The following is an 18,891-nucleotide window of genomic DNA, read 5'->3' as shown; positions in this document are numbered from 1 at the left end:
GTGCCCATCGCGCCGTGGCGCAGCAGCCTCATGTCGTCGATGCTGTCGGCGCCGGCGATCATGCCCGCGACCAGCGCACTGACTTTCGCTCCGGCGTTGGCGCCCTTGTCGGTCGGCACGCTGAGGTGCTCGTCAGTCAAAGTCTTGAGACCGCACTGCTGGGCCAACGCGGCGATCGGGACCAGCCCGGCGCACGACACCAGTTTCGGGTCATCGAAGATCGCCGACGCGACGGGCCGAGTATGAGATAGTTGCATCTACGAGATGCCCTTCGTAGTGGCCGAATTTGATCCTAGAGAGATCTCATTCTTTCACTACGACAGGGCATTTCACTGATTCAACCCGCCCCAGACACCACCTCAATCGGTGAATCCAGGTTAAGCGGGGTGATCGACATCGGGTCGCGTCCCGCGCGATCAGCCGCGCTCCTGACCCGTGCGAGCTTGTCTGCATAGTCCTCGGGGGTCCACGCGCCCGCCGGCCACCAGCCGTCTGCGAACCGTCCGGTGATATCGCGCGAGCGCGGGCCGCTGGCGCCGATCCAGATGCGGGGGAACCGGCCCTCGTAGGGTTCGGTGTCGAGGCGGGCGTCGTGCAGTCGGAAGAATCGACCCTCGAAGTCCACCGGACCGTCGCTCTCCCACAGCATCTTGATGGCCCGCAGCGCCTCCTCGAGCCGGCTGACCGGCCGGTCGAAGTCGAACCCATACGGGACGATGTTCTCGGCTTCGCCGCTCCCCAGCCCGAGAATGAAGCGGCCTCCGGACAGGTGGTCGATCGTCAACGCGCTCTGGGCGAGTGAGGCGGGATGGCGTCGCCCGGTGTCCACCACGCTGGTGGCCAGCGGCACGTTCTCGGTCAGTACTGCCGCTGCCGCTGCGACGGCCATCCCGTCGAGATGGCGGTGTGGCGACGGCGACGCCGTGGCGAGATCGGTGAACTCCGGGGTCCAGATCGAGTCCGGCCAGAAGCTGACCATGTGGTCGGGCAGCCAGATCGAGTGGTAACGGCCATTGTCGAGATGCTCGAGCCGACTCAGGTCCAAGGGGAGAGTGGTCCTCAGGAACGCGGCCGGCTGAACCTTCATGTGTGGTGCGGCGTGCTATCGGCGGGGCAGTCCGAGTACCTGCTGCGCGAGGATGTTGCGCTGGATCTCCGAGGTGCCGCCGGCGATAGTGCCGGAGAAGCTGCGCGCATACCGCTCGAACCGGCTCGCGAAGTAGTGGTCGAGGTTCATGTGTTCGTAGGGGCCGGAGGTCGACGGGTGGATCAGGCCGTCAGGCCCGGCCGCCGTCAGACAGGCGCTGGCAGCTCGCATCTCGGCCTCCGCACCGAGCAACTTCGGTATCGACACCGACGCGACGTCGACCTCGCCACGCGCGGCTTTGGCCAGTCCGACCGAACCGACCAGGCGCAGTGCCTGATAGTCCATGATCGTTGTGGCCAGCTCATCGCGTTCGAGTGCGTTGGATGGCCGAGAATCGGCGATCGAGTTGGCGATTCGGTCCGCGAAGCCCAGCCACATCATGGTGCGCTCATGGCCCAGCGAGCCGTTGGCTACGCCCCAACCGCCGTTGAGCGGGCCGACGAGGTTTTCGGCCGGCACCCGGACGTCGGTGAAGAAGACCTCGTTGAAGTCCAGGTTGTCGATCCCCGTCATGTCGGCGAACGGCCGGCACACGACACCCTCGAGGTCGGTCGGGATCAGCAGCACGCTCATGCCCTTGTGCTTGGGTGCATCGGGATCGGTGCGGACGAACGTCAGCAGGAAATCGGCGTCGTGGGCGCCGGAGGTCCACACCTTCTGCCCGTTGACGACGAAGTAGGGATCGTCGCCGCCCGAGACAAACTCAGCCTTGGTGCGCAGCGACGCGAGGTCGGAGCCCGCGCTGGGCTCACTCATTCCCAGCGATGCGGTGCGCTCCCCCTTGAGGACCGGCACTGCCCACTGGTGCTTCTGTTCCTCGGTGCCGAACGTCAGCAGCGACGCCGCGATGATGTTGACGCCCTGCGGGTTGAAGCTGTGATAGATCCGGCGCCGGCACAGTTCTTCGAGGTGGACGTAGGTCTGCAGCACGGTAGCGTTGCGTCCGCCGAACTCCGGCGGCTGCGCGGGCAGCAGCCAACCGTTGTCGAACAGCTTTCGCTGCCAGTCGCAGGCCCACTGCGGCATGTGTGACACCGACCGGGGGCGCTCCAGCGTCTCGGCCGGGGTCGGGATGTTCTCGTCGAGGAACGCGCGGAACTCCGCGCGGAATTCCTCCACATCGTTGTCAAAGGTCAGCTGCATTGAATTCCTCCGCAATGATGGCGCGGTGCTCGGCGGCGCCGCCCAGCATGTGTTCACCGGCCTTGGCCCGTTTGAGCGCGAACTGGAGGTCGTTCTCCCACGTGAACCCCATCGCGCCGAACATCTGCAGGCCGTGGCGGAAAACGAGCGCCTGACACTCCCCCGCCGATGCTTTGGCCATGGCAGCCGCCAACCGCCGGCGGGGGTCGTCGGCAGCGATGGTGAGTGCCGAGAAGCAGCACAGCGCGCGCGCCCGTTCGATCGATCGCGACGTGCATGTCGGTCGCCTTGTGCTGGATCGCCTGGAAGGTCCCGATCGCGACCCCGAACTGCTGACGGCTCTTCGTGTGCTCGAGCGCCAGGTCCAATATCCGCTGGCAGGCGCCGACCATCGTGATCGCCATCCCCATCAGCGCAACGTGGCGGGCCCGTTCGGTATCGGCAGCCAGCCGCTCTGCGTCGGCGACGTGCACTCCGACAAAGGACACCTCGGCGACATACAGCACCGGGTCGAATACATCAACACGACGCGAGGTGACGCTGGACGCGTCGGCTGTCGGATCGACGAGGAAGACACCAGCGGGGGTGACGACGGCAAAGCGCTCTGCGCGGTCCCCGTCGAGCACGAAGCGGTCGGTTCCCGTGAGCACCCAGCCCTCGGCATCACGGGTGGCGTTGACCCCGCTGTAGACCGCCGCGCCCGCGGTCTGTGGGTCGAACCGATCGCCGGCCAGCGGCGCGAACTGGGTCAAGGTGGCCAGCATCGGTGTCGGATCGGTGACCGACCCAGTTCCTCGAGACGATCGCGAGCTCGACGGCGTTTTCCGGGTCGGCCAGCTCGGTCCACCCCGCGTCGAGGTAGCTGCTCCACAGCGGCGCCGGATCGACACCGTTCTCGGCGATGTCGCGGATCAGGGAAGGAGGGCACTGCTTGGACACCGCGTCGCGCACGGTCTCCTGCCACAGCCTCTGATCAGCGTCGAACGCAAGTAGCATCCAGCGCCTCCGGGCTCGGTACGTTGAAGGGAGAATAGCATTCTCCGTTCCGGTGTCGCCGTTCTCTTCACGCGGGTTGACATTTTCGCGAGCGAGAAGCTAAGCACTGTCGAGCAGTCCCTTCGACCTGCGTAGATGTAAGCGATGTGCTGGAGAACAGAATTCTTGCTAAAGAAGAACAACGATCTACACTGGGATCGTGACGGCCGCGCCCTCGGTTGTCCGGAAAGCGAAGGATGGGGTCCGTGAAGGAATTCAATGACGGGGCCGGCGGGATCGAATCCGACCCGGTGAAGGTCCCCGTCATCGATGCCAGCGTGCACATATTCAGTCAGTCGAACAAGGACCTGCGGAAGAACTTCATGCGGGAGCCGTTCCGCAGCCGCGGCTTTCCCGACTACGAGATGGACTGGTACGGCGCCCCCGGTGGCGAGTACGCCAAGCACACCGAAGGCCCAGATCGCCAGTACCCCGGCTCGGATCCGGAGCTGGCCGGCAAGCACCTGTTCACGGATCGCGGCGTCGACGTGGCGATCCTGCACCCCATGACCCGCGGAATCATGCCCGACCGCCACCTGGGCACGGCGATCGCGGCCGCGCACAACGAGATGATGGTGACCCGCTGGCTGGAGCACCCCGAATTCGGGGACAAGTTCCGCGGCACCATCCGGGTCAACCCGGACGACATCGTCGGCGCGCTGCGCGAGATCGACAAGTACAAGGACCATCCGCGGGTCGTCCAACTCGGGGTTCCGCTGCAGTCGCGCGAGTTGTACGGCAAGCCGCAGTTCTGGCCCCTCTGGGAGGCGGCGGTGGATGCCGGCCTGCCGGTTGCCGTGCACTTCGAGGTCGGATCCGGCGTCATGCTGCCGCCCACACCCAACGGAATCACCCGCACCTACGAGCAGTTCGTCGGGTTCACGGCGCTGAACTTCCTCTACCACCTGATGAACATGATCGCCGAAGGGGTGTTCGAGAGGATGCCCGCGCTGAAGTTCGTCTGGGCCGACGGCGCCGCCGACATGCTGACACCGTTCATGTGGCGGATGGACTGCTTCGGCCGGCCGCACCTGGAGCAGACACCCTGGGCACCCAAGATGCCCAGCGACTACCTGCCCGACCACGTCTACTTCGTCCAGGGCAGCCTCGACGGCCCTGGCGACGTCGACTTCGCCGGTGAGTGGGCCGGGTTCACCGGCAAAGACGACATGGTGATGTACGGCTCGAGCTATCCGCACTGGCAGCTCAACGAACTGTCGGTACCGAGCTCCTACAGCGCCGAGCAGCGCGACAAATTGTGCTGGCGAAACGCCGCAGAGCTGTACGGGATCCAAAGTCCGGTCATCGCGTCCGCCGCTGGGGCACAGTAGTAGGGAACGAGGAGGCAACACCATGACCACCACAGCCAATCCACGGGTACCCGCCGCCGAGCGCATCGCGGTGCGGTGCGTCGACTCCGACGTCCACCCGGCGCCTCGCAGCGGCGATCTTGGTCAGTACATTCCCGAACCCTGGCGCAGCAAGTACTTCGGCACCCACAAGGTCGGCGACCAGATCTACTACGACGCACCCGACTACGCGCACTCCTATGCGATGCGCCTGGACACGTTCCCCGCAGACGGCGAGTTCGCCTGCAGTGACCCCGATCTGGCGTTCAAGCAGCTGATCATGGAGGCCGGCTCTGACATCGCGATCCTGGAACCGGCGGCCTACCCGGCGCGGATTCCCGAAGCGAACCACGCGATGAACTGTGCGCTCAACGACTGGCAGGCCAACCACTGGCTCGACAGCCACAACAACTGGCACGAGCGGTGGCGCGGGTCGATCTGCCTGGCCATCGAGGAGCCGGAAAAGAGTGTGGCCGAGATCGAGCGCTGGGCCGGTCACCCCTACATGGCGCAGATTCTGATCAAGGCCGAGCCCCGTCCGTCGTGGGGCAACCCCAAGTACGACCCCATCTGGGCCGCCGCCACCAAACACGACATCACGGTGAGTTGCCACCTGTCACGCAGTCACTACGACGAACTGCCGATGCCGCCGGTCGGGTTGCCCAGCTACAACCACGATTTCATGGTCACCTACTCGCTGCTCGCGGCCAACCAGGTGATGAGCCTGATCTTCGACGGTACGTTCGACCGGCATCCCAACCTGCGAATCGTGTTCGTGGAACACGCGTTCACGTGGATCCTGCCGCTGATGTGGCGGATGGACGCACTCTACGAGGCCCGCAAGTCCTGGATGGACATCAAGCGCAAGCCGAGCGAGTACGTCAAGGACCACATCAAGTTCACCACCCAGCCATTGGACTATCCGGAGGACAAGACCGAACTCACCCGGGCGTTCGAGTGGATGGAGTGCGAGAAGATCCTGCTGTTCTCCAGCGACTATCCGCACTGGACCTTCGACGACCCCCGCTGGCTGGTCAAGCACCTCCCCGAGCACGCCCGTGAGGCCATCATGTTCCGCAACGGCATTGAGACGTACAAGCTGCCGGACACGGTGCCGGCGCTCGAGGGCCAGGTGCGGGTTTTCTGACACATGGACAAGGACAAGACGCCCCGCCTGGCGCAGGGGCGTGAACACGTCGTCGCCACGGTAGATGAGATCCCCTCAGGCACACACAAACTGGTGCCGATCGGACGCCATGGCGTGGGGGTCTACAACGTCAACGGCACGTTCTACGCGATCGCAAACTATTGCCCGCACGAAGGTGGTCCGCTGTGTTCCGGCCGGGCGCGTGGCCTGAACATCGTCGACGACAACGTGCCCGGTGACGCGGTGATGGTGCGGGACAAGGAATACATCTTCTGTCCCTGGCACCAGTGGGGATTTGAGCTCGCCACGGGAACCACCGCGGTCAAGCCCGAGTGGAGCATCCGCACCTACCCCGTACGAGTCGTCGGCAACGACGTACTCGTGCAGGCCTGAACCGAGCGTCGAGCCCAGAAGACGGAGAACAGTTGCCCAACAAGAAGATCGAGATCAATGGCGGGAACGTCGTCTACGAGGTCCTGGGCAAAGAGGGCGAGTTCATCGTCCTCACTCCCGGCGGCCGCTTCAGCAAGGACATCCCGGGCCTGAAGCCGCTGGCGCGCAAGCTGGTGGATGGCGGCTACCGCGTGCTGCTCTGGGACCGGCCTAACTGCGGCAAGTCCGACGTGCAGTTCTACGGGCAGAGCGAATCCCATATGCGTGCCCAGACGTTGCAGCAGCTGATCTCCGAACTCGGCATCGGACCGTGCATCATCGCCGGTGGTTCCGGAGGCGCGCGCGATTCGATGCTGACCACCATGCTCTACCCCGAGTTGGTCAAGAAGCTGGTGGTCTGGAACATCGTCGGCGGCGTGTACGGGTCCTTCGTGCTCGGCTCCTACTACATCGTGCCGAGCATCCTCGCCGTCCGCGGTGCCGGCATGGAGGCCGTCGCAAAAGTACCCGAGTGGCAGGAACGCATCGCCGAGAACCCGGACAACGAGGCGCGCTTCGCGGCCCAGGATCCCGACCAGTTCCTCAAGCTGATGCTGCGCTGGCTCAACGCGTTCGTACCCAAGCCGGGACAGACCATCCCGGGCGTCGAGGACGAGATGTTCGACAACATCACGGTGCCGACGCTGATCATCCGCGGTGGCGAGAACGACCTCGACCACCCCAAGCGCACGTCACTGGAGGTGAGCTGCCTCATCAAGGGGTCGAAGGTCATCGACCCGCCATGGCCGGAGGACGCCTGGGAGCGGGCCGGGGAGAAGCGTGCGTCCGGAAAAGTCAAGCGCTTCAACATGTTCGACACCTGGGTGCAGGCCGCCCCGGCGATCCTCGATTTTCTGAAGAAGTCGAAGTGACAGCGGGACGACGCTCACCCCGGTCAATCGACGGCGACGATCTGGACCTCGCAGTTCAGCGATGCCTCCAGGGCGGTGTGCACTCGGCTCTCGGGGACCCGCCGCAGGTCGGACTTGAGCAGCGTGACCTTGACGATGTCCCAGCCGTCCTCGGTGGGAACGCGCTCGATCTCACCACGCAGGCCCAGTCCCGCCAGAACCCCGTGCGCGTCGTCGTCGGTTCCGCGGCTCACATAGGTCAGCACACCTGCCGACGGTCGGGCGCCGAAACGTCCGAACGCCTTGACGCACAGTCCGACCGCGGTGTCCTTGAGCTGGTCGGGGTCCTCGCCAGCGATGAGCACCTCGACCTGTCGACGGTTGGCCGGCATCAACGCGAGATCGGTGTCGACGACCTGGATCCCGAGTTCGGCAGCCGACTGGACGAGCGCGGTCATGCCGTCGCGTAGCTGTGCCGGCGTCAGCAGCGCCGACGGGTCGACATCGACTCGCACCACCGCAGTTCTCATGCCCGCCAGCCTATCCGCGGGCAGGAAGGCTCGATCATGACCACCACCGACAATGGGTTGGCAACCGGCTTGACCGTCACCGTGTGGCCCGGCGTGACGCCGCGCCTGCTGCGAATCTCCGACACCGCCGAGATCGAAGACCACCCGGCATACGTCGACTCCGGTGGTTACCAGGGACTCGACGACCCGGACGCGCTGCTCGAGGAGATCGATCGCAGCGGACTGCTCGGTCGGGGTGGGGCGGCATTCCCGCTCGCGGTGAAGTTGCGCACGGTGCGTGATGCGAGCCGTGCAGGCAGCCCGACGGTGGTGCTCGCCAACGGCGAGGAAGGCGAACCCGCCTCCGTCAAAGACAAGTGGCTGCTGCGCAACCGGCCGCATCTCGTGCTCGACGGCGTCCGGCTGGCCGCACGCATCGTCGGCGCCGACCGCGCCTACGTCTACGTCTCTGACGCCCAGGCGGCCAACGCGCTCCGCACCGCGCTGGATGCCGCACCCCTGGGTGACCTCGCCGCGTCGGTGGTGACGGTCGAGCCCGGCTATGTCGCCGGCGAGGAGACGGCCGCGGTACGCGCCGTCAACGGCGGTCTCGCCAAGCCCACCGACAAACCACCACGTCCGTTCCAACAAGGTGTGAGCGGTCTCCCGACGGTGGTCGGCAACGTGGAGACTCTGGCGAATCTGCCCTTCATCCTGCGCCACGGCAGCGACACATTCCGCGACCACGGCACGTCGGCCTCACCCGGCACGTTCCTGGCCACCGTGACCGGTGGTGGCAGGCTGCCGGCGCTCTACGAACTACCGCACGGCACACCCGTCACCGATCTCCTCGCGCACCATCGGATTCCCGCGGGCGACGTGAAAGGCGTGCTGATGGGCGGTTACTTCGCCGGGCTGCTGAACCGCGAGGTCCTCGACACCACGCTCGACCACGAGTCCATGCGCCGCCTCAACAGCGGACTGGGCTGCGGCGCGGTCTCGGTCCTCACCGACGACTGCCCGGTCGCGGTCGCCGCGTCGGTGATGGCGTACTTCGACCGTGAGAACGCCGGCCAGTGCGGCTCGTGTTTCAACGGCACCGCGGCGATGTCCGCGGTCACCGACGCGCTGCGCCACGGTGCGGCCACCGAAGACGATCTGACCCGTCTACAGCGATGGTCGGTGGTACTGCGTGGCCGGGGTGCCTGCGCGACGCTGGATGCGGCCACCAACGTCGCGGCCAGCCTGCTGCAGGCCTTCCCGACCGACGTCGCCCGGCATCTGGCCGGGGAATGCGATTCCTGCCGCACCCACGCCTACCACGCAATGCGACCCTACGAGGTGGAGGCGGTTTCGTGAGCGAGCCGATGAAGATCAAACTGGACCGCACGATGTGCGACGGGTTCGGCGTCTGCGCCAAGCACGCGCCCGAGTACTTCTCCCTCGACGACTGGGGTTACGCCTCGTTGATCGGCGATGGCACCATCGCCGAGGCCGATCGCGACGCGGTGATGCGCGCGCTGCTGGACTGCCCCGTGCACGCCATCACCGAACTGGGCGAGCACGGGCCGCTCGGCCAGCGGTCGCCGGCAGTCAAGGCCGAGGAAGCCACCGAGCCGGCTTTGACCAGCGAAGACAGCGAAGCGATCTCGGAGTTTGTCCGTTGACCAGACCACTGCCCCAGCTCACCGCACAGAACGAGTTCTTCTGGACGTCGGGCGCCGACGGGAAACTTCGCATCCAGGAGTGCCTGAGCTGCCGATCCCTGATTCATCCCCCCACACCGGTGTGCCGGTACTGCCGCGAGACCACGATGGGTGTGCGTGTCGTATCGGGGAAGGCGACGTTGGCAGGCCTGAGCGTCAACCACCGCTTCGGCTTCCCCGACATGCCACCGCCCTATGTGGTGGCCGAGGTGGCACTCATCGAGGACCCACAAGTCCGGTTGACCACCAACATCATCGACGCCGATCCCGACGAACTCGCCCTCGGGCAACCCGTCGACGTGGCGTTCCAGCAGGTCGAGGATGTGTGGCTGCCACTGTTCAAGCCCGCCGCAGACCAGTCCGCGCCCACCGCGATGCCGACAGACGAGATCCCACCCGAGCAGTTCGCCAGGCACGTCCGGCCGATGCTGGGCGACAAGAAGTTCGAGGATCACTCCGCGATCACGGGCATCGGCATGTCGACGATCGGTCGCAGGCAGATGGTCCCGCCGCTGTCGCTCACGATCGCGGCCTGCGAGCAGGCGGTGGCCGACGCGGGGCTCACCTACGACGACATCGACGGATTGTCCACCTACCCCGGCCTCGACGTGGCGGGCATGGGCGAGGGCGGGGTGAGTGCCCTCGAGGGCGCCCTCGGCTTGCGGCCCACCTGGATCAACGGCGGCATGGACACCTTTGGCCCCGGCGGCTCGGTGATCGCCGCGATGATGGCGGTCGCCACCGGCATGGCCCGCCACGTGCTGTGCTTCCGCACGCTCTGGGAGGCGACGTTCGGTCAGCTGGTCAAGGAGGGCAAGATGTCGCCCCCGATGGGTGCGCGGACCTCCAGCTGGCAACATCCTTTCGGCGCCGTCTCCGCGGCACACGTGTTGGCAAAGAACGCAAGTCGTCACTTCCACCGCTACGGGACCACCCGCGAGACCCTGGGCTGGATAGCCTTGACCCAGCGCGCCAATGCCGCACTGAACCCGACCGCCATCTATCGCGACCCGATGACGATGGACGATTACCTCTCGGCCCGGATGATCACGACGCCGTTCGGGTTGTACGACTGCGACGTGCCTTGTGACGGCGCGGTTGCGGTGGTGGTGTCGGCCGCCGACGCCGCGAAGGACCTGGGCAAACCGCCGGTGCGGTTCGAAGCCCTCGGCACCCAGATCATCGAGCGACTCGACTGGGACCAGACCACGCTCACCCATGAGCCGCAGGACTCGGTCAGTCCGCGCACCTGTGGTCCCGGACGTCACTGCGGCCCCACGATGTCGACGTCGCCGAACTCTACGATGGGTTCACGTTCAACTGCCTGTCGTGGCTCGAAGGGCTCGGCTTCTGCGGGATCGGCGAGGCGAAGGACTTCCTCGACGGCGGCAAGACCATCGCCCGCGACGGGATCATCCCGCTCAACACGCACGGCGGCCAGCTGTCACACGGTCGTACCCACGGCATGGGCCTGATCCATGAGGCGGTGACGCAGTTGCGCGGTGAGGCCGGTGACCGCCAGGTGCCTGGCGCCCGGGTTGGGGTGGCCAGCAGCGGCGGCCTCACCCCGAGCGGCGTGATGCTTCTGCGGACCGACGGGTGACGGTCTACGACGAGGCCCCGGTGGCCGTTCCTGCACCCCGACCGCGCGTCGTGCTGGTCGACGGGGTGCCGATGTCGGGACTGGCCGTGCAGGTCGAGGACCCACGGGGGGTCGTCGTCGCGGTGCACGGCGGGGCCACCTCGTCGGCGTACTTCGACTGTCCCGGACATCCGCGCCTGTCACTGCTGAGATCCGCTGCGGCACGCGGCTTCACCGCGATCGCCCTGGATCGCCCCGGGTACGGAGCCTCCGGGGTGTATGCGGCCGAGTTCGCCGATGCCGACCGGCGGGTAGCCGCCGCGTGCGCGGCGGTGGACAAGATCATCGCCGACGGTGACCGCGGTGCCGGCCTGTTCCTCGTCGGCCACTCCGCAGGCTGCGAGCTCGCGCTGCGGATGGCGACGGCGCGGTCTGACGTGTTCGGCATCGAACTGGCGGGAACCGGGTTGCGCTACAGCGACACCGCCAAGAACATCATCAGTGAAGCCACGGTCACCTCGCGGCCGGTGGGGCTGCGAGATCTGTTGTGGCAGCCCACCGAGCTCTATCCGGCAGAGGTGCTCACGGGAGCTCTCTCCGCGCCGGGAGTCGCCTACGAGGCCGCGGTCACGGCCAACTGGGCGCGGCGCGACTTTCCCGAGATCGCCGCACGTGTGAATGTGCCCGTGGAGTTCAGCGTCGCCGACCACGAGAGCGTCTGGGAGTCCACGCCCGAGGCGCTGGCCGCCGTGGCGGCGCTGTTCACCGGTGCACCCCGCGTCCTCGTCAAAACGATGGCGGACAGCGGACACAATCTCAGCGTCGGCCTCAGCGCCAACACCTACCACCGGAACGTCATGTCGTTCATCGAGGAATGCATCGCGGGCGCTGAAGGCCGCGATCACGAGCAATCGGAGGCGGGTTGATGAGGGTCGGATTCACGGGCTGGGCAGTCAGGGCGGGCCGATGGCGCGCCGGATCGTCGAAGGCGGGTTCGAGCTCACCCTGTGGGCCCGCAGGCCCGCGTCGGTCGAACCCTATGCCGACACTGCCGCCAAGGCGGCCTCGACACCGGCTGAGCTCGCGGCGGCCAGCGACCTGGTGTGCCTGTGTGTCGTCGGTGATGACGACGTGCGTGAGGTGCTGACAGGAGAATCTGGGGTGCTGGCGGGGCTCGCTCCTGGTGGGATCGTCGCGATCCACAGCACCGTCCACCCCGACACCTGCCGCGAGCTGGCCGATATCGCTGCTGCACAGCAGGTCACCGTGATAGACGCCCCGGTCAGCGGTGGCGCCCCCGCGGTCGAGGAGGGCACGCTGATGGTGATGGTCGGCGGCGACGAGGACGTCGTCGAGAAGGTCCTTCCGGTCTTCGCGACCTACTCCGACGCGATTGTTCATCTCGGTGCGCTGGGCAGCGGCCAGGTCGCCAAGATCCTCAACAACCTGTTGTTCAGCGCGAATCTCGGTGCGGCGATGAGCACCCTCGAACTCGGTGACCCCCTCGGCATCCCGCGTGACCGTGTCTGTGAGGTCCTGCACCGCGGTTCGGCGACCAGGAAGGCGGTCGGCAGCATCACGGTCTTCGGTGGAAGCCTGGAAGGGCTTGCCCCCATCGCCGGCGCATTGTTGCAGAAGGACGTCCGACATGCGGCGACCCTCGCCCGACACGCAGCCGCACCTGAGGGCACCGTGTTCGATGTGGCGGACACGGCGCTGAGGCTGATGGTACGAGGTGGACTTCGACGGTCTGCAGCGGGTCAACATGCAGAACGTCGCCGGCTACCACCACGTGCCGGTGAAGGTGTTGAGGTGACGGCGAAACGGGATCGCGAATGACTCAGAAGATCGAGGTCGACTTCGGGCTCTGTGAGAGCAACGGGGTCTGCATGGGCATCATCCCCGAGGTGTTCGACCTCGACGACGATGACTACCTGCATGTGCTGCAGGACGAGGTGACGCCCGAAAACGAAGCGCAGGTCAAGGAAGCCGTGCGGCAGTGCCCGCGCCAGGCGATCTTCCTCAAAGACGAATGACTGCAACCGAATTGGTCTTCGACCCGTCTTCCGAGGAGTTCTTCAACGGTCCGTGGGAGATCTACCGGCGGATGCGTGAGGAAGCGCCGGTGTACCACAACGCGGAGCACGACTTCTACGCGTTGTCGCGCCACGCGGACGTTGCGGCAGCATTCAAGGATTTCGAGACGTATTCCTCGGCGTACGGCCTCGACCTGGCGATGGTGAAGTCCGGCGAACCGGCCCCAATGAAGATGATCATCCTGATGGACCCGCCCGAGCACCGTCAGACCCGATTCCGCGAGTAGGCGGGCAGTTGTTTCCGGGTGAGCGGATAGTCGGCTGGGGGGTGGCCCTGTCCAAGGCGCTCGGTGACGCGGGCCGCAAGCTACCGCTGCTGCCGCCGGTCGAACGCGGCATCTACGCGGTCGGCGCCAAAGCGGCGGCACCTCGTGTCAAGGTCGGCGCCGACGTGCTGCCGTGGTGGCCGGTGCGTGGTGTCTATCTGCTGCTGGAATCGGCCGTGTCATCGCCCGCGGATCTGCTCGACGTCGACGGCGTCGCCGGGGTGTGGTCGGCGACATCGCTGCCGGTCGAGGCACACCTGGCGAGCGCAGCAGCAGGACAGACGATCTCGTACTGCTTCCTCGATGACGATCCGGTGACCACCGCCGAGAGGCTGGGGCCGGTGCTGGACAAGCGCTGGAGCGTGGGCGGGGTCGAACCGCTCTTCGCCGCCCCGTTCCATCCCGTCGTGCCGCACGAGTGGGACCGTTATGTGCCGTGACAAAGGAGCGGAATGCGTATCGGGCTGATGGTCGGATCCGACAAGGAACGTCCGCGCGACGAGCGACTGGCCGGACTGCTGGTCGACGGCGCCGCCGCCGAAGCTGCCGGGTTCAGTTCGTTCTGGTTCCCCCAGGTACCCGGTTATCTCGACGCGATGACAGCGCTGGCGCTGCTGGGACAGTCCACCGCGACGATCGAACTCGGCACCGCTGTGGTTCCCGTCCAGACCCGCCATCCGATGATTCTGGCGCAGCAGGCGCTCACGACGACAGCTGCGTGCGGCGGCCGGTTCGCACTCGGCCTCGGCGTGTCTCACGACTGGATCATCGACGGCCAGTTGGTATTCCGTACGTGCGGCCCGCACACCAGCTGCGTGACTGTCTCGATGTCCTCGCCGCGGCCTTCCGCGGACCTGGCCAGGTCGACGTCGACAACAACACTTGCCGTGTGCACAGCCCGGTGGATGTCACCGATAGGACGGCTCCACCGGTCCTGCTCGCCGCCCTGGGACCCACGATGCTGCGGATCGCCGGCGAGCGGACCGACGGCACCATCGTGTGGATCACCGACGAGCGTGCGATCGGCGAGCACATCGCCCCAAAGATCAGCACGGCCGCTCAGGCCGCGGGCCGGCCCGCACCTCGGGTCGTTGCGGGGGTGCCGGTGGCGTTGTGTTCGCCGGCCGACGTACCGTCCGCTCGGACCCATGCCAGCGAGATTCTCGGGCATGCGCACTTCTCCCCCAACTACGTTCGGCTTCTCGAGCACGGGGACGCCGGAGATGTCGGTGACACGATGGCTGCGGGAGACGAAGCCGCCGTTCTGGCCCGGCTGCGCCGGTACCGCGATGCCGGCGTCACAGATCTGGCCGTTCGGGTGGTCCCGCTCGGAACCGACGTCGCTGCGCGGGTGTCCTCCCGACGGCGGACCCAGGAGTTCCTGGCATCACTCGGCGCGACGTGGTGACGCGGCGGAAGGATCTGCCTCGTCGGCGGCGAAGCCACCCATGAACTCGATCGGCACCCCGCCCACGGTGCAGAAGAACAGGTCGACGCCGGGCACGCCCGCGTCGAACAACGTCACATCGCTGGTTTCGCCGAATCCGACTGTTAGGTTCATGCAATGCCACCCATGACCGCAGACAGCGATGCTGAACGTGGTCAGCGCCGAGCATCGTTCCAGCGGGCCCGGTCACACGAGACGAAGCGTCTGCTGGTGCAGGCGGCGATGGCGGTGTGGCGCACCAAAGGATACGCGACGACCACCGTCGCCGACATCTGCACGGCGGCGGGTGTTTCGAAGGCGTTGTTCTACTTCTACATCCCCCGCAAGGAAGACGTGCTCTTCGAGGTCGGAGTCATGTCCACCCAGTCGGCACAGCGCGCCATCCACAAACTGTTGACCAAGCCCTACGAGATCGAGACCGTCATCGCTGCCGCCCTTGTGGCGTTCGGGCAGTCCATGGCCCGCAATCCGAGGGAACTGATCATCGAGACGATCCTCGAGGGCTATCGACACGAGCACCGGATCCTGGCCGGACGAACTCCGCGGGACTTGGATGCGGACGTGTTCGGTGAGCTCTTCATCAGGGCCAAGGCAGACGGCAAGCTCGGCACCGAGGTCGACACAGCGCATCTGGCGTACCTGGCGCAGACGATGGTCAGCGAGGGTGCCCGTCACTGGGCGGCCGGCGCGTTCGGGCGGCGTTCGTTCGCCGAGGTTGTCACCGCCGACATCTGCGCGCTGATCCACGGATACAACCCCCGACCCTGATCGCCGGCAAGGAGGCCACATGTGGGATTTCGAGACCGACCCCGACTACCAGAAGGTGCTCGACTGGGCCGACGAGTTCGTCCGGGAGGAGGTGGAGCCCCTCGACCTGGCATGGCCACACCAACAGTTCGTACCGCTGGAGGGCATGCGGCGCAAGGCCATCGACCCGCTCAAGCAGGAGGTGCGCCGTCGCGGCTTGTGGGCCACCCATCTCGGAGCCGACCTCGGAGGCCAGGGGTACGGCCAGCTCAAACTCGCACTACTCAACGAGATCCTGGGCCGTTCCCAGTGGGCACCGATCGTCTTCGGATGTCAGGCACCCGACACCGGCAACGCGGAGATCATCGCCCACTACGGCACCGACGAGCAGAAGCAGCGCTATCTGAAGCCGCTGCTGGAGGGCGAGTTGTTCTCCTGCTATTCGATGACCGAGCCGCACGCCGGCGCCGACCCCACGATGTTCACGACGACCGCGGTGCGCGACGGTGACGACTGGGTGATCAACGGCTGGAAGTTTTTCTCCTCCAACGCCAGAACCGCGTCCTTCCTGATCGTCATGGTGGTGACAGATCCTGAGGTCAGCGCCTATCAGGGGATGTCGATGTTCCTGGTGCCGACCGACACCCCGGGGGTGAGGATCGTGCGCAACGTCGGCCTCTACGGCGAGCGCCCCGACGAGGGTTCACACGCGCTGATCCACTACGACGATGTGCGGGTGCCGTCGGACGCCGTACTCGGGGGTGAGGGTCAGGCGTTCGCCATCGCCCAGACACGACTCGGCGGCGGGCGTATCCACCATGCGATGCGCACGATCGGCTTGAGCCGCAAGGCTCTGGACATGATGTGCGAACGGGCCCTGAGCCGCGAGACCCAGGGAAGCCGGTTGTCGGACAAGCAATTCGTCCAGGGCTACATCGCCGATTCCTACGCACAGTTGTTGCAGTTCCGGTTGATGGTGCTCTACACCGCGTGGGAGATCGACAAGTACAACGACTACAAGAAGGTGCGCAAGGACATCGCCGCGGTGAAGGTCGTGATGCCCACTGTTCTGCACGATATCGCCTGGCGGGCAATGCAAGTGCACGGGGCCCTCGGGGTGACCAACGAGGTGCCGTTCCTCGGGATGGTGACCGGCGCGGCGGTCATGGGCCTGGCCGACGGACCCACCGAGGTCCACAAGACGACGGTCGCCAAGCAGGTGCTGCGGGACCACCGGCCGGCGGAGGGCAGCTGGCCGACGGAGTGGATTCCGGCCAAACGCGAAGCGGCCCAGGCGAAGTTCGCCGATTATCTCGAGCACGAGGTGGGCAATCTATGAGCGAGCTGGCGGTTGCCCGCCTTGCCGACTGGATGGACGCCGCAGCGCTGCCCGGCGAGGGCGAGCCACTCGATGCCCGCTTCCTCTCCGGCGGCACACAGAACGTCATCTACGAGGTTCGCCGCGGCGAGCATCGCTGCGTTCTTCGGATGCCGCCACCCGGTGCACCGCCCGACCGTGACAAGGGCATTCTGCGGGAGTGGCGGATCATCGAGGCGCTCGACGGGACGGATGTCCCGCACACCGCCGCGGTGGGCGTCTGTGACGACGCCTCCGTGCTGGACCGCCCGTTCTACCTGATGGGCTTCGTGGACGGGTGGTCACCGATGGACACCCATGGCAGGTGGCCGGAACCGTTCGACAGCGATCTGGCGGCTCGGCCCGGTTTGAGTTACCAACTGGCCGAGGGCATTGCGCTGCTCTCGAAGGTGGACTGGCGCGCCGTGGGGCTGCACGACCTGGGGCGGCCCGACGGCTTCCACGAACGGCAGGTGGACCGGTGGACCGGTTTCCTCGCACGGATCAAGCAGCGTGACCTCCCCGGCCTCGAGGCGGCCACCGCGTGGTTGCGGGCGCACAAGCCGCTCGACTACATCCCCGGGCTGATGCACGGCGACTACCAGTTCGCCAACGTCATGTACCGCCACGGTGCGCCCGCGCAGATGGCGGCGATCGTGGACTGGGAGATGGGCACCGTCGGCGACCCCAAGCTCGACCTGGCCTGGATGGTGCAGAGTTGGCCGGAAGACACCGACAATCCCGGTCCTTCTGAGATGAACTACGTCGACATGCGGGGTATGCCCTCACGTGACGACGTGGTCAGCCACTACGCCGCGGTCTCGGGACGTCAGGTCGACGACCTGGATTACTACCTGGTGCTCGCCAAATGGAAGCTGGCGATCGTGTTGGAGCAGGGCTATCAGCGCGCCGGCGATGATGATGAGAAGCTGCTGGCGTTCGGCCCGGTGGTGACGAGCCTGATGGCCTCGGCCGCCGAACTCGCCGAGTCCACCGATTACCGGGGTTGACCGCACCGTGCGTGCCGCGATCTGCCCGCGATACGGCCCACCGGAGGTGGTCCACGTCCAGGAGCACGCCGCCCCCGTGGCCGGTCCCGGCCAGGTCGGAGTGCGGGTACGGGCGGCGGCGGTGAACTTTCCCGACGTCCTGCTGGTGGCCGGCATTTACCAGATCAGGGTGCCGCCGCCGTTTGTCCCCGGCAGCGAATTCGCCGGCGTCATCGACGAGGTCGGTTCGCCGGACTGTGGTTTCGCGATCGGGGATCAGGTGACGGGCACCGGGATGTACGGCGCGTTCGCCGAGCGTGTCGTCGCCGACACCGCCGCAGTGACGCGACGCCCCGACGGTCTCGACGCGTTCGCCGCCGCCGCCGGCGGTGTCGCCTACCGCACGTCCTACCACACACTGCGTTCCACGGCGCGGCTGAGCGCCGGGGACGAACTCGTGGTGCGCGGGCGGCGGTGTCGGGCTGGCCGCAGTGCAGCTCGGTGTCGCCCTGGGGGCGCGCGCCACAGCGGTGGCGTCGTCACCCGAAAAACTGGCGGTTGCCGCCGACTACGGCGCCGGCACGTTGATCAGGCACGGCGACGGCCCGCTTCGGGCCGCGCTGCGCACCGCACTTCCGGACGGAGCCGACGTCATCGTCGACCCGGTCGGAGGTGAACTGGCCGAACCGGCACTGCGCTCGCTGCGCCGCGGAGGCAGGTTCGTCACCGTCGGATACGCATCAGGGGTCATCCCGAGCATTCCGTTGAACCTGGTGCTGGTCAAAGGGATTCACGTGCTCGGCTTCCAGTTCCAGGACGTACCGCGAGACCAGTTCGAGCGCAATGAACACGAACTGCGCGATCTGCTGGTGTCCGGGCGCGTATCACCGCACGTCGGTGCGGTGTATCCGCTGACGCGGACCTCCGAAGCCCTGCGTCACGTGGGGGACGGCCGCGCGATCGGCAAAGTCCTGATCGATATGAGCTGACCCCGGGCTGCCCGGTCAGCTCGCCGGAACCAGGTCCGCGGCGACCGACAGCATCATGCCGTAGCAGAACGTCTCGCTGCGGCCGACCGGTTCGACGAC

At 66.5% G+C, this 18,891-nt stretch carries 14 protein-coding genes and 9 pseudogenes; 17 read left to right on the top strand and 6 right to left on the bottom strand.

All coding sequences use genetic code 11. The features are described from left to right. The 4 genes and pseudogenes from WA944_RS16245 to WA944_RS16230 all read right to left on the bottom strand — a co-directional run. A pseudogene (locus tag WA944_RS16245) lies at nt 1-257 on the bottom strand (IS1380 family transposase); the annotation flags it as partial. A gap of 125 nt (nt 258-382) precedes the next feature. Beyond that, nucleotides 383-1,087 (bottom strand): annotated as a pseudogene (locus WA944_RS16240) (LLM class flavin-dependent oxidoreductase); the annotation flags it as partial. Nucleotides 1,088-1,102: 15 nt separating this feature from the next. After that, complete coding sequence (locus WA944_RS16235; RefSeq protein WP_526371908.1) at nt 1,103-2,290, bottom strand: acyl-CoA dehydrogenase family protein; 1,188 nt, start codon at nt 2,288-2,290, stop codon at nt 1,103-1,105. Next, nucleotides 2,274-3,286: pseudogene (locus WA944_RS16230) on the bottom strand (acyl-CoA dehydrogenase family protein). The gene WA944_RS16235 and the pseudogene WA944_RS16230 overlap by 17 nt, the downstream one beginning before the upstream one ends. A gap of 245 nt (nt 3,287-3,531) precedes the next feature. Here WA944_RS16230 and WA944_RS16225 point away from each other — a divergent pair. Genes WA944_RS16225 through WA944_RS16210 form a run of 4 tightly spaced genes read left to right on the top strand, consistent with a single transcriptional unit; the run spans nt 3,532 to nt 7,125 of the window. Then, the gene (locus tag WA944_RS16225) at nt 3,532-4,656 is read left to right on the top strand and encodes an amidohydrolase family protein (protein ID WP_526371906.1); all 1,125 of its coding nucleotides are present in this window, start codon (nt 3,532-3,534) and stop codon (nt 4,654-4,656) included. 22 nt (nt 4,657-4,678) lie between these two features. After that, on the top strand, nt 4,679-5,821 hold the full coding sequence (locus WA944_RS16220) for an amidohydrolase family protein (RefSeq protein ID WP_526371904.1): 1,143 nt from the start codon (nt 4,679-4,681) through the stop codon (nt 5,819-5,821). 3 nt (nt 5,822-5,824) lie between these two features. Beyond that, complete coding sequence (locus tag WA944_RS16215; RefSeq protein WP_526371902.1) at nt 5,825-6,214, top strand: Rieske (2Fe-2S) protein; 390 nt, start codon at nt 5,825-5,827, stop codon at nt 6,212-6,214. A gap of 32 nt (nt 6,215-6,246) precedes the next feature. Next, nucleotides 6,247-7,125: an alpha/beta fold hydrolase gene (locus WA944_RS16210; protein ID WP_526371900.1), complete on the top strand. Its 879-nt coding sequence runs from the start codon at nt 6,247-6,249 to the stop codon at nt 7,123-7,125. A 23-nt stretch (nt 7,126-7,148) separates the two neighbouring features. Here WA944_RS16210 and WA944_RS16205 read toward each other — a convergent pair whose 3' ends face one another. Beyond that, nucleotides 7,149-7,634: a hypothetical protein gene (locus tag WA944_RS16205; protein ID WP_526371898.1), complete on the bottom strand. Its 486-nt coding sequence runs from the start codon at nt 7,632-7,634 to the stop codon at nt 7,149-7,151. Nucleotides 7,635-7,670: 36 nt separating this feature from the next. Here WA944_RS16205 and WA944_RS16200 point away from each other — a divergent pair, with 36 nt between their 5' ends. From WA944_RS16200 to WA944_RS16160, 9 genes and pseudogenes are all read left to right on the top strand, one after another. Beyond that, nucleotides 7,671-8,972: an NADH-ubiquinone oxidoreductase-F iron-sulfur binding region domain-containing protein gene (locus tag WA944_RS16200; protein WP_526609143.1), complete on the top strand. Its 1,302-nt coding sequence runs from the start codon at nt 7,671-7,673 to the stop codon at nt 8,970-8,972. Nucleotides 8,973-8,980: 8 nt separating this feature from the next. Continuing rightward, a complete protein-coding gene (locus tag WA944_RS16195; RefSeq protein ID WP_526371912.1) occupies nt 8,981-9,280 on the top strand; it encodes a ferredoxin in 300 nt (99 codons plus the stop codon). Then, a pseudogene (locus WA944_RS16190) lies at nt 9,277-10,922 on the top strand (thiolase C-terminal domain-containing protein). The gene WA944_RS16195 and the pseudogene WA944_RS16190 overlap by 4 nt, the downstream one beginning before the upstream one ends. A gap of 71 nt (nt 10,923-10,993) precedes the next feature. After that, nucleotides 10,994-11,827: an alpha/beta fold hydrolase gene (locus WA944_RS16185; protein ID WP_526371910.1), complete on the top strand. Its 834-nt coding sequence runs from the start codon at nt 10,994-10,996 to the stop codon at nt 11,825-11,827. After that, a pseudogene (locus WA944_RS16180) lies at nt 11,827-12,629 on the top strand (NAD(P)-dependent oxidoreductase); the annotation flags it as partial. The gene WA944_RS16185 and the pseudogene WA944_RS16180, both read left to right, overlap by 1 nt. A gap of 107 nt (nt 12,630-12,736) precedes the next feature. Further along, entirely contained in the window at nt 12,737-12,937 is a 201-nt protein-coding gene (locus WA944_RS16175) for a ferredoxin (protein WP_526296398.1), read from the top strand. After that, nucleotides 12,934-13,212 (top strand): annotated as a pseudogene (locus tag WA944_RS16170) (cytochrome P450); the annotation flags it as partial. The gene WA944_RS16175 and the pseudogene WA944_RS16170, both read left to right, overlap by 4 nt. Before the next feature lie 59 nt (nt 13,213-13,271). Continuing rightward, a pseudogene (locus WA944_RS16165) lies at nt 13,272-13,703 on the top strand (hypothetical protein); the annotation flags it as partial. Nucleotides 13,704-13,715: 12 nt separating this feature from the next. Continuing rightward, nucleotides 13,716-14,671: pseudogene (locus WA944_RS16160) on the top strand (TIGR03564 family F420-dependent LLM class oxidoreductase). On the opposite strand, the gene WA944_RS16155 reads toward WA944_RS16160, so the two are convergent. Beyond that, complete coding sequence (locus WA944_RS16155; RefSeq protein ID WP_526371894.1) at nt 14,651-14,824, bottom strand: hypothetical protein; 174 nt, start codon at nt 14,822-14,824, stop codon at nt 14,651-14,653. The pseudogene WA944_RS16160 and the gene WA944_RS16155 overlap by 21 nt on opposite strands. Before the next feature lie 3 nt (nt 14,825-14,827). Between WA944_RS16155 and WA944_RS16150 the strand changes: the two genes are divergently transcribed. From WA944_RS16150 to WA944_RS16135, 4 genes and pseudogenes are all read left to right on the top strand, one after another. Beyond that, nucleotides 14,828-15,478, top strand: a complete 651-nt coding sequence (locus tag WA944_RS16150) for a TetR/AcrR family transcriptional regulator (protein ID WP_526609140.1) — start codon at nt 14,828-14,830, stop codon at nt 15,476-15,478. Between the two features lie 19 nt (nt 15,479-15,497). Next, nucleotides 15,498-16,796, top strand: coding sequence for an acyl-CoA dehydrogenase family protein (locus tag WA944_RS16145; protein WP_526371890.1), 1,299 nt, complete (start codon nt 15,498-15,500; stop codon nt 16,794-16,796). Beyond that, nucleotides 16,793-17,824, top strand: a complete 1,032-nt coding sequence (locus WA944_RS16140; protein ID WP_526371888.1) for a phosphotransferase family protein — start codon at nt 16,793-16,795, stop codon at nt 17,822-17,824. Before WA944_RS16145 ends, WA944_RS16140 begins: the two co-directional genes overlap by 4 nt. Nucleotides 17,825-17,831: 7 nt before the next feature. Next, nucleotides 17,832-18,792: pseudogene (locus tag WA944_RS16135) on the top strand (NADPH:quinone oxidoreductase family protein). Nucleotides 18,793-18,891: the final 99 nt, after the last annotated feature.

The sequence above is a fragment of the Mycobacterium sp. genome, assembly GCF_049683355.1.
Lineage (GTDB): Bacteria > Actinomycetota > Actinomycetes > Mycobacteriales > Mycobacteriaceae > Mycobacterium.
Note: the sequence above shows the minus strand (reverse complement) of the source record. Positions and strands in the feature narration are given on the sequence as shown.

Excerpts from the sequence above, each read along its gene's own strand:
- WA944_RS16235 (WP_526371908.1), bottom strand. The coding sequence starts at position 2,290 with ATGCAGCTGACCTTTGACAACGATGTGGAGGAATTCCGCGCGGAGTTC.
- WA944_RS16220 (WP_526371904.1), top strand. The coding sequence starts at position 4,679 with ATGACCACCACAGCCAATCCACGGGTACCCGCCGCCGAGCGCATCGCG.
- WA944_RS16215 (WP_526371902.1), top strand. The coding sequence starts at position 5,825 with ATGGACAAGGACAAGACGCCCCGCCTGGCGCAGGGGCGTGAACACGTC.
- WA944_RS16205 (WP_526371898.1), bottom strand. The coding sequence starts at position 7,634 with ATGAGAACTGCGGTGGTGCGAGTCGATGTCGACCCGTCGGCGCTGCTG.
- WA944_RS16200 (WP_526609143.1), top strand. The coding sequence starts at position 7,671 with ATGACCACCACCGACAATGGGTTGGCAACCGGCTTGACCGTCACCGTG.
- WA944_RS16195 (WP_526371912.1), top strand. The coding sequence starts at position 8,981 with ATGAAGATCAAACTGGACCGCACGATGTGCGACGGGTTCGGCGTCTGC.
- WA944_RS16185 (WP_526371910.1), top strand. The coding sequence starts at position 10,994 with ATGTCGGGACTGGCCGTGCAGGTCGAGGACCCACGGGGGGTCGTCGTC.
- WA944_RS16175 (WP_526296398.1), top strand. The coding sequence starts at position 12,737 with ATGACTCAGAAGATCGAGGTCGACTTCGGGCTCTGTGAGAGCAACGGG.
- WA944_RS16155 (WP_526371894.1), bottom strand. The coding sequence starts at position 14,824 with ATGAACCTAACAGTCGGATTCGGCGAAACCAGCGATGTGACGTTGTTC.
- WA944_RS16150 (WP_526609140.1), top strand. The coding sequence starts at position 14,828 with ATGCCACCCATGACCGCAGACAGCGATGCTGAACGTGGTCAGCGCCGA.
- WA944_RS16145 (WP_526371890.1), top strand. The coding sequence starts at position 15,498 with ATGTGGGATTTCGAGACCGACCCCGACTACCAGAAGGTGCTCGACTGG.
- WA944_RS16140 (WP_526371888.1), top strand. The coding sequence starts at position 16,793 with ATGAGCGAGCTGGCGGTTGCCCGCCTTGCCGACTGGATGGACGCCGCA.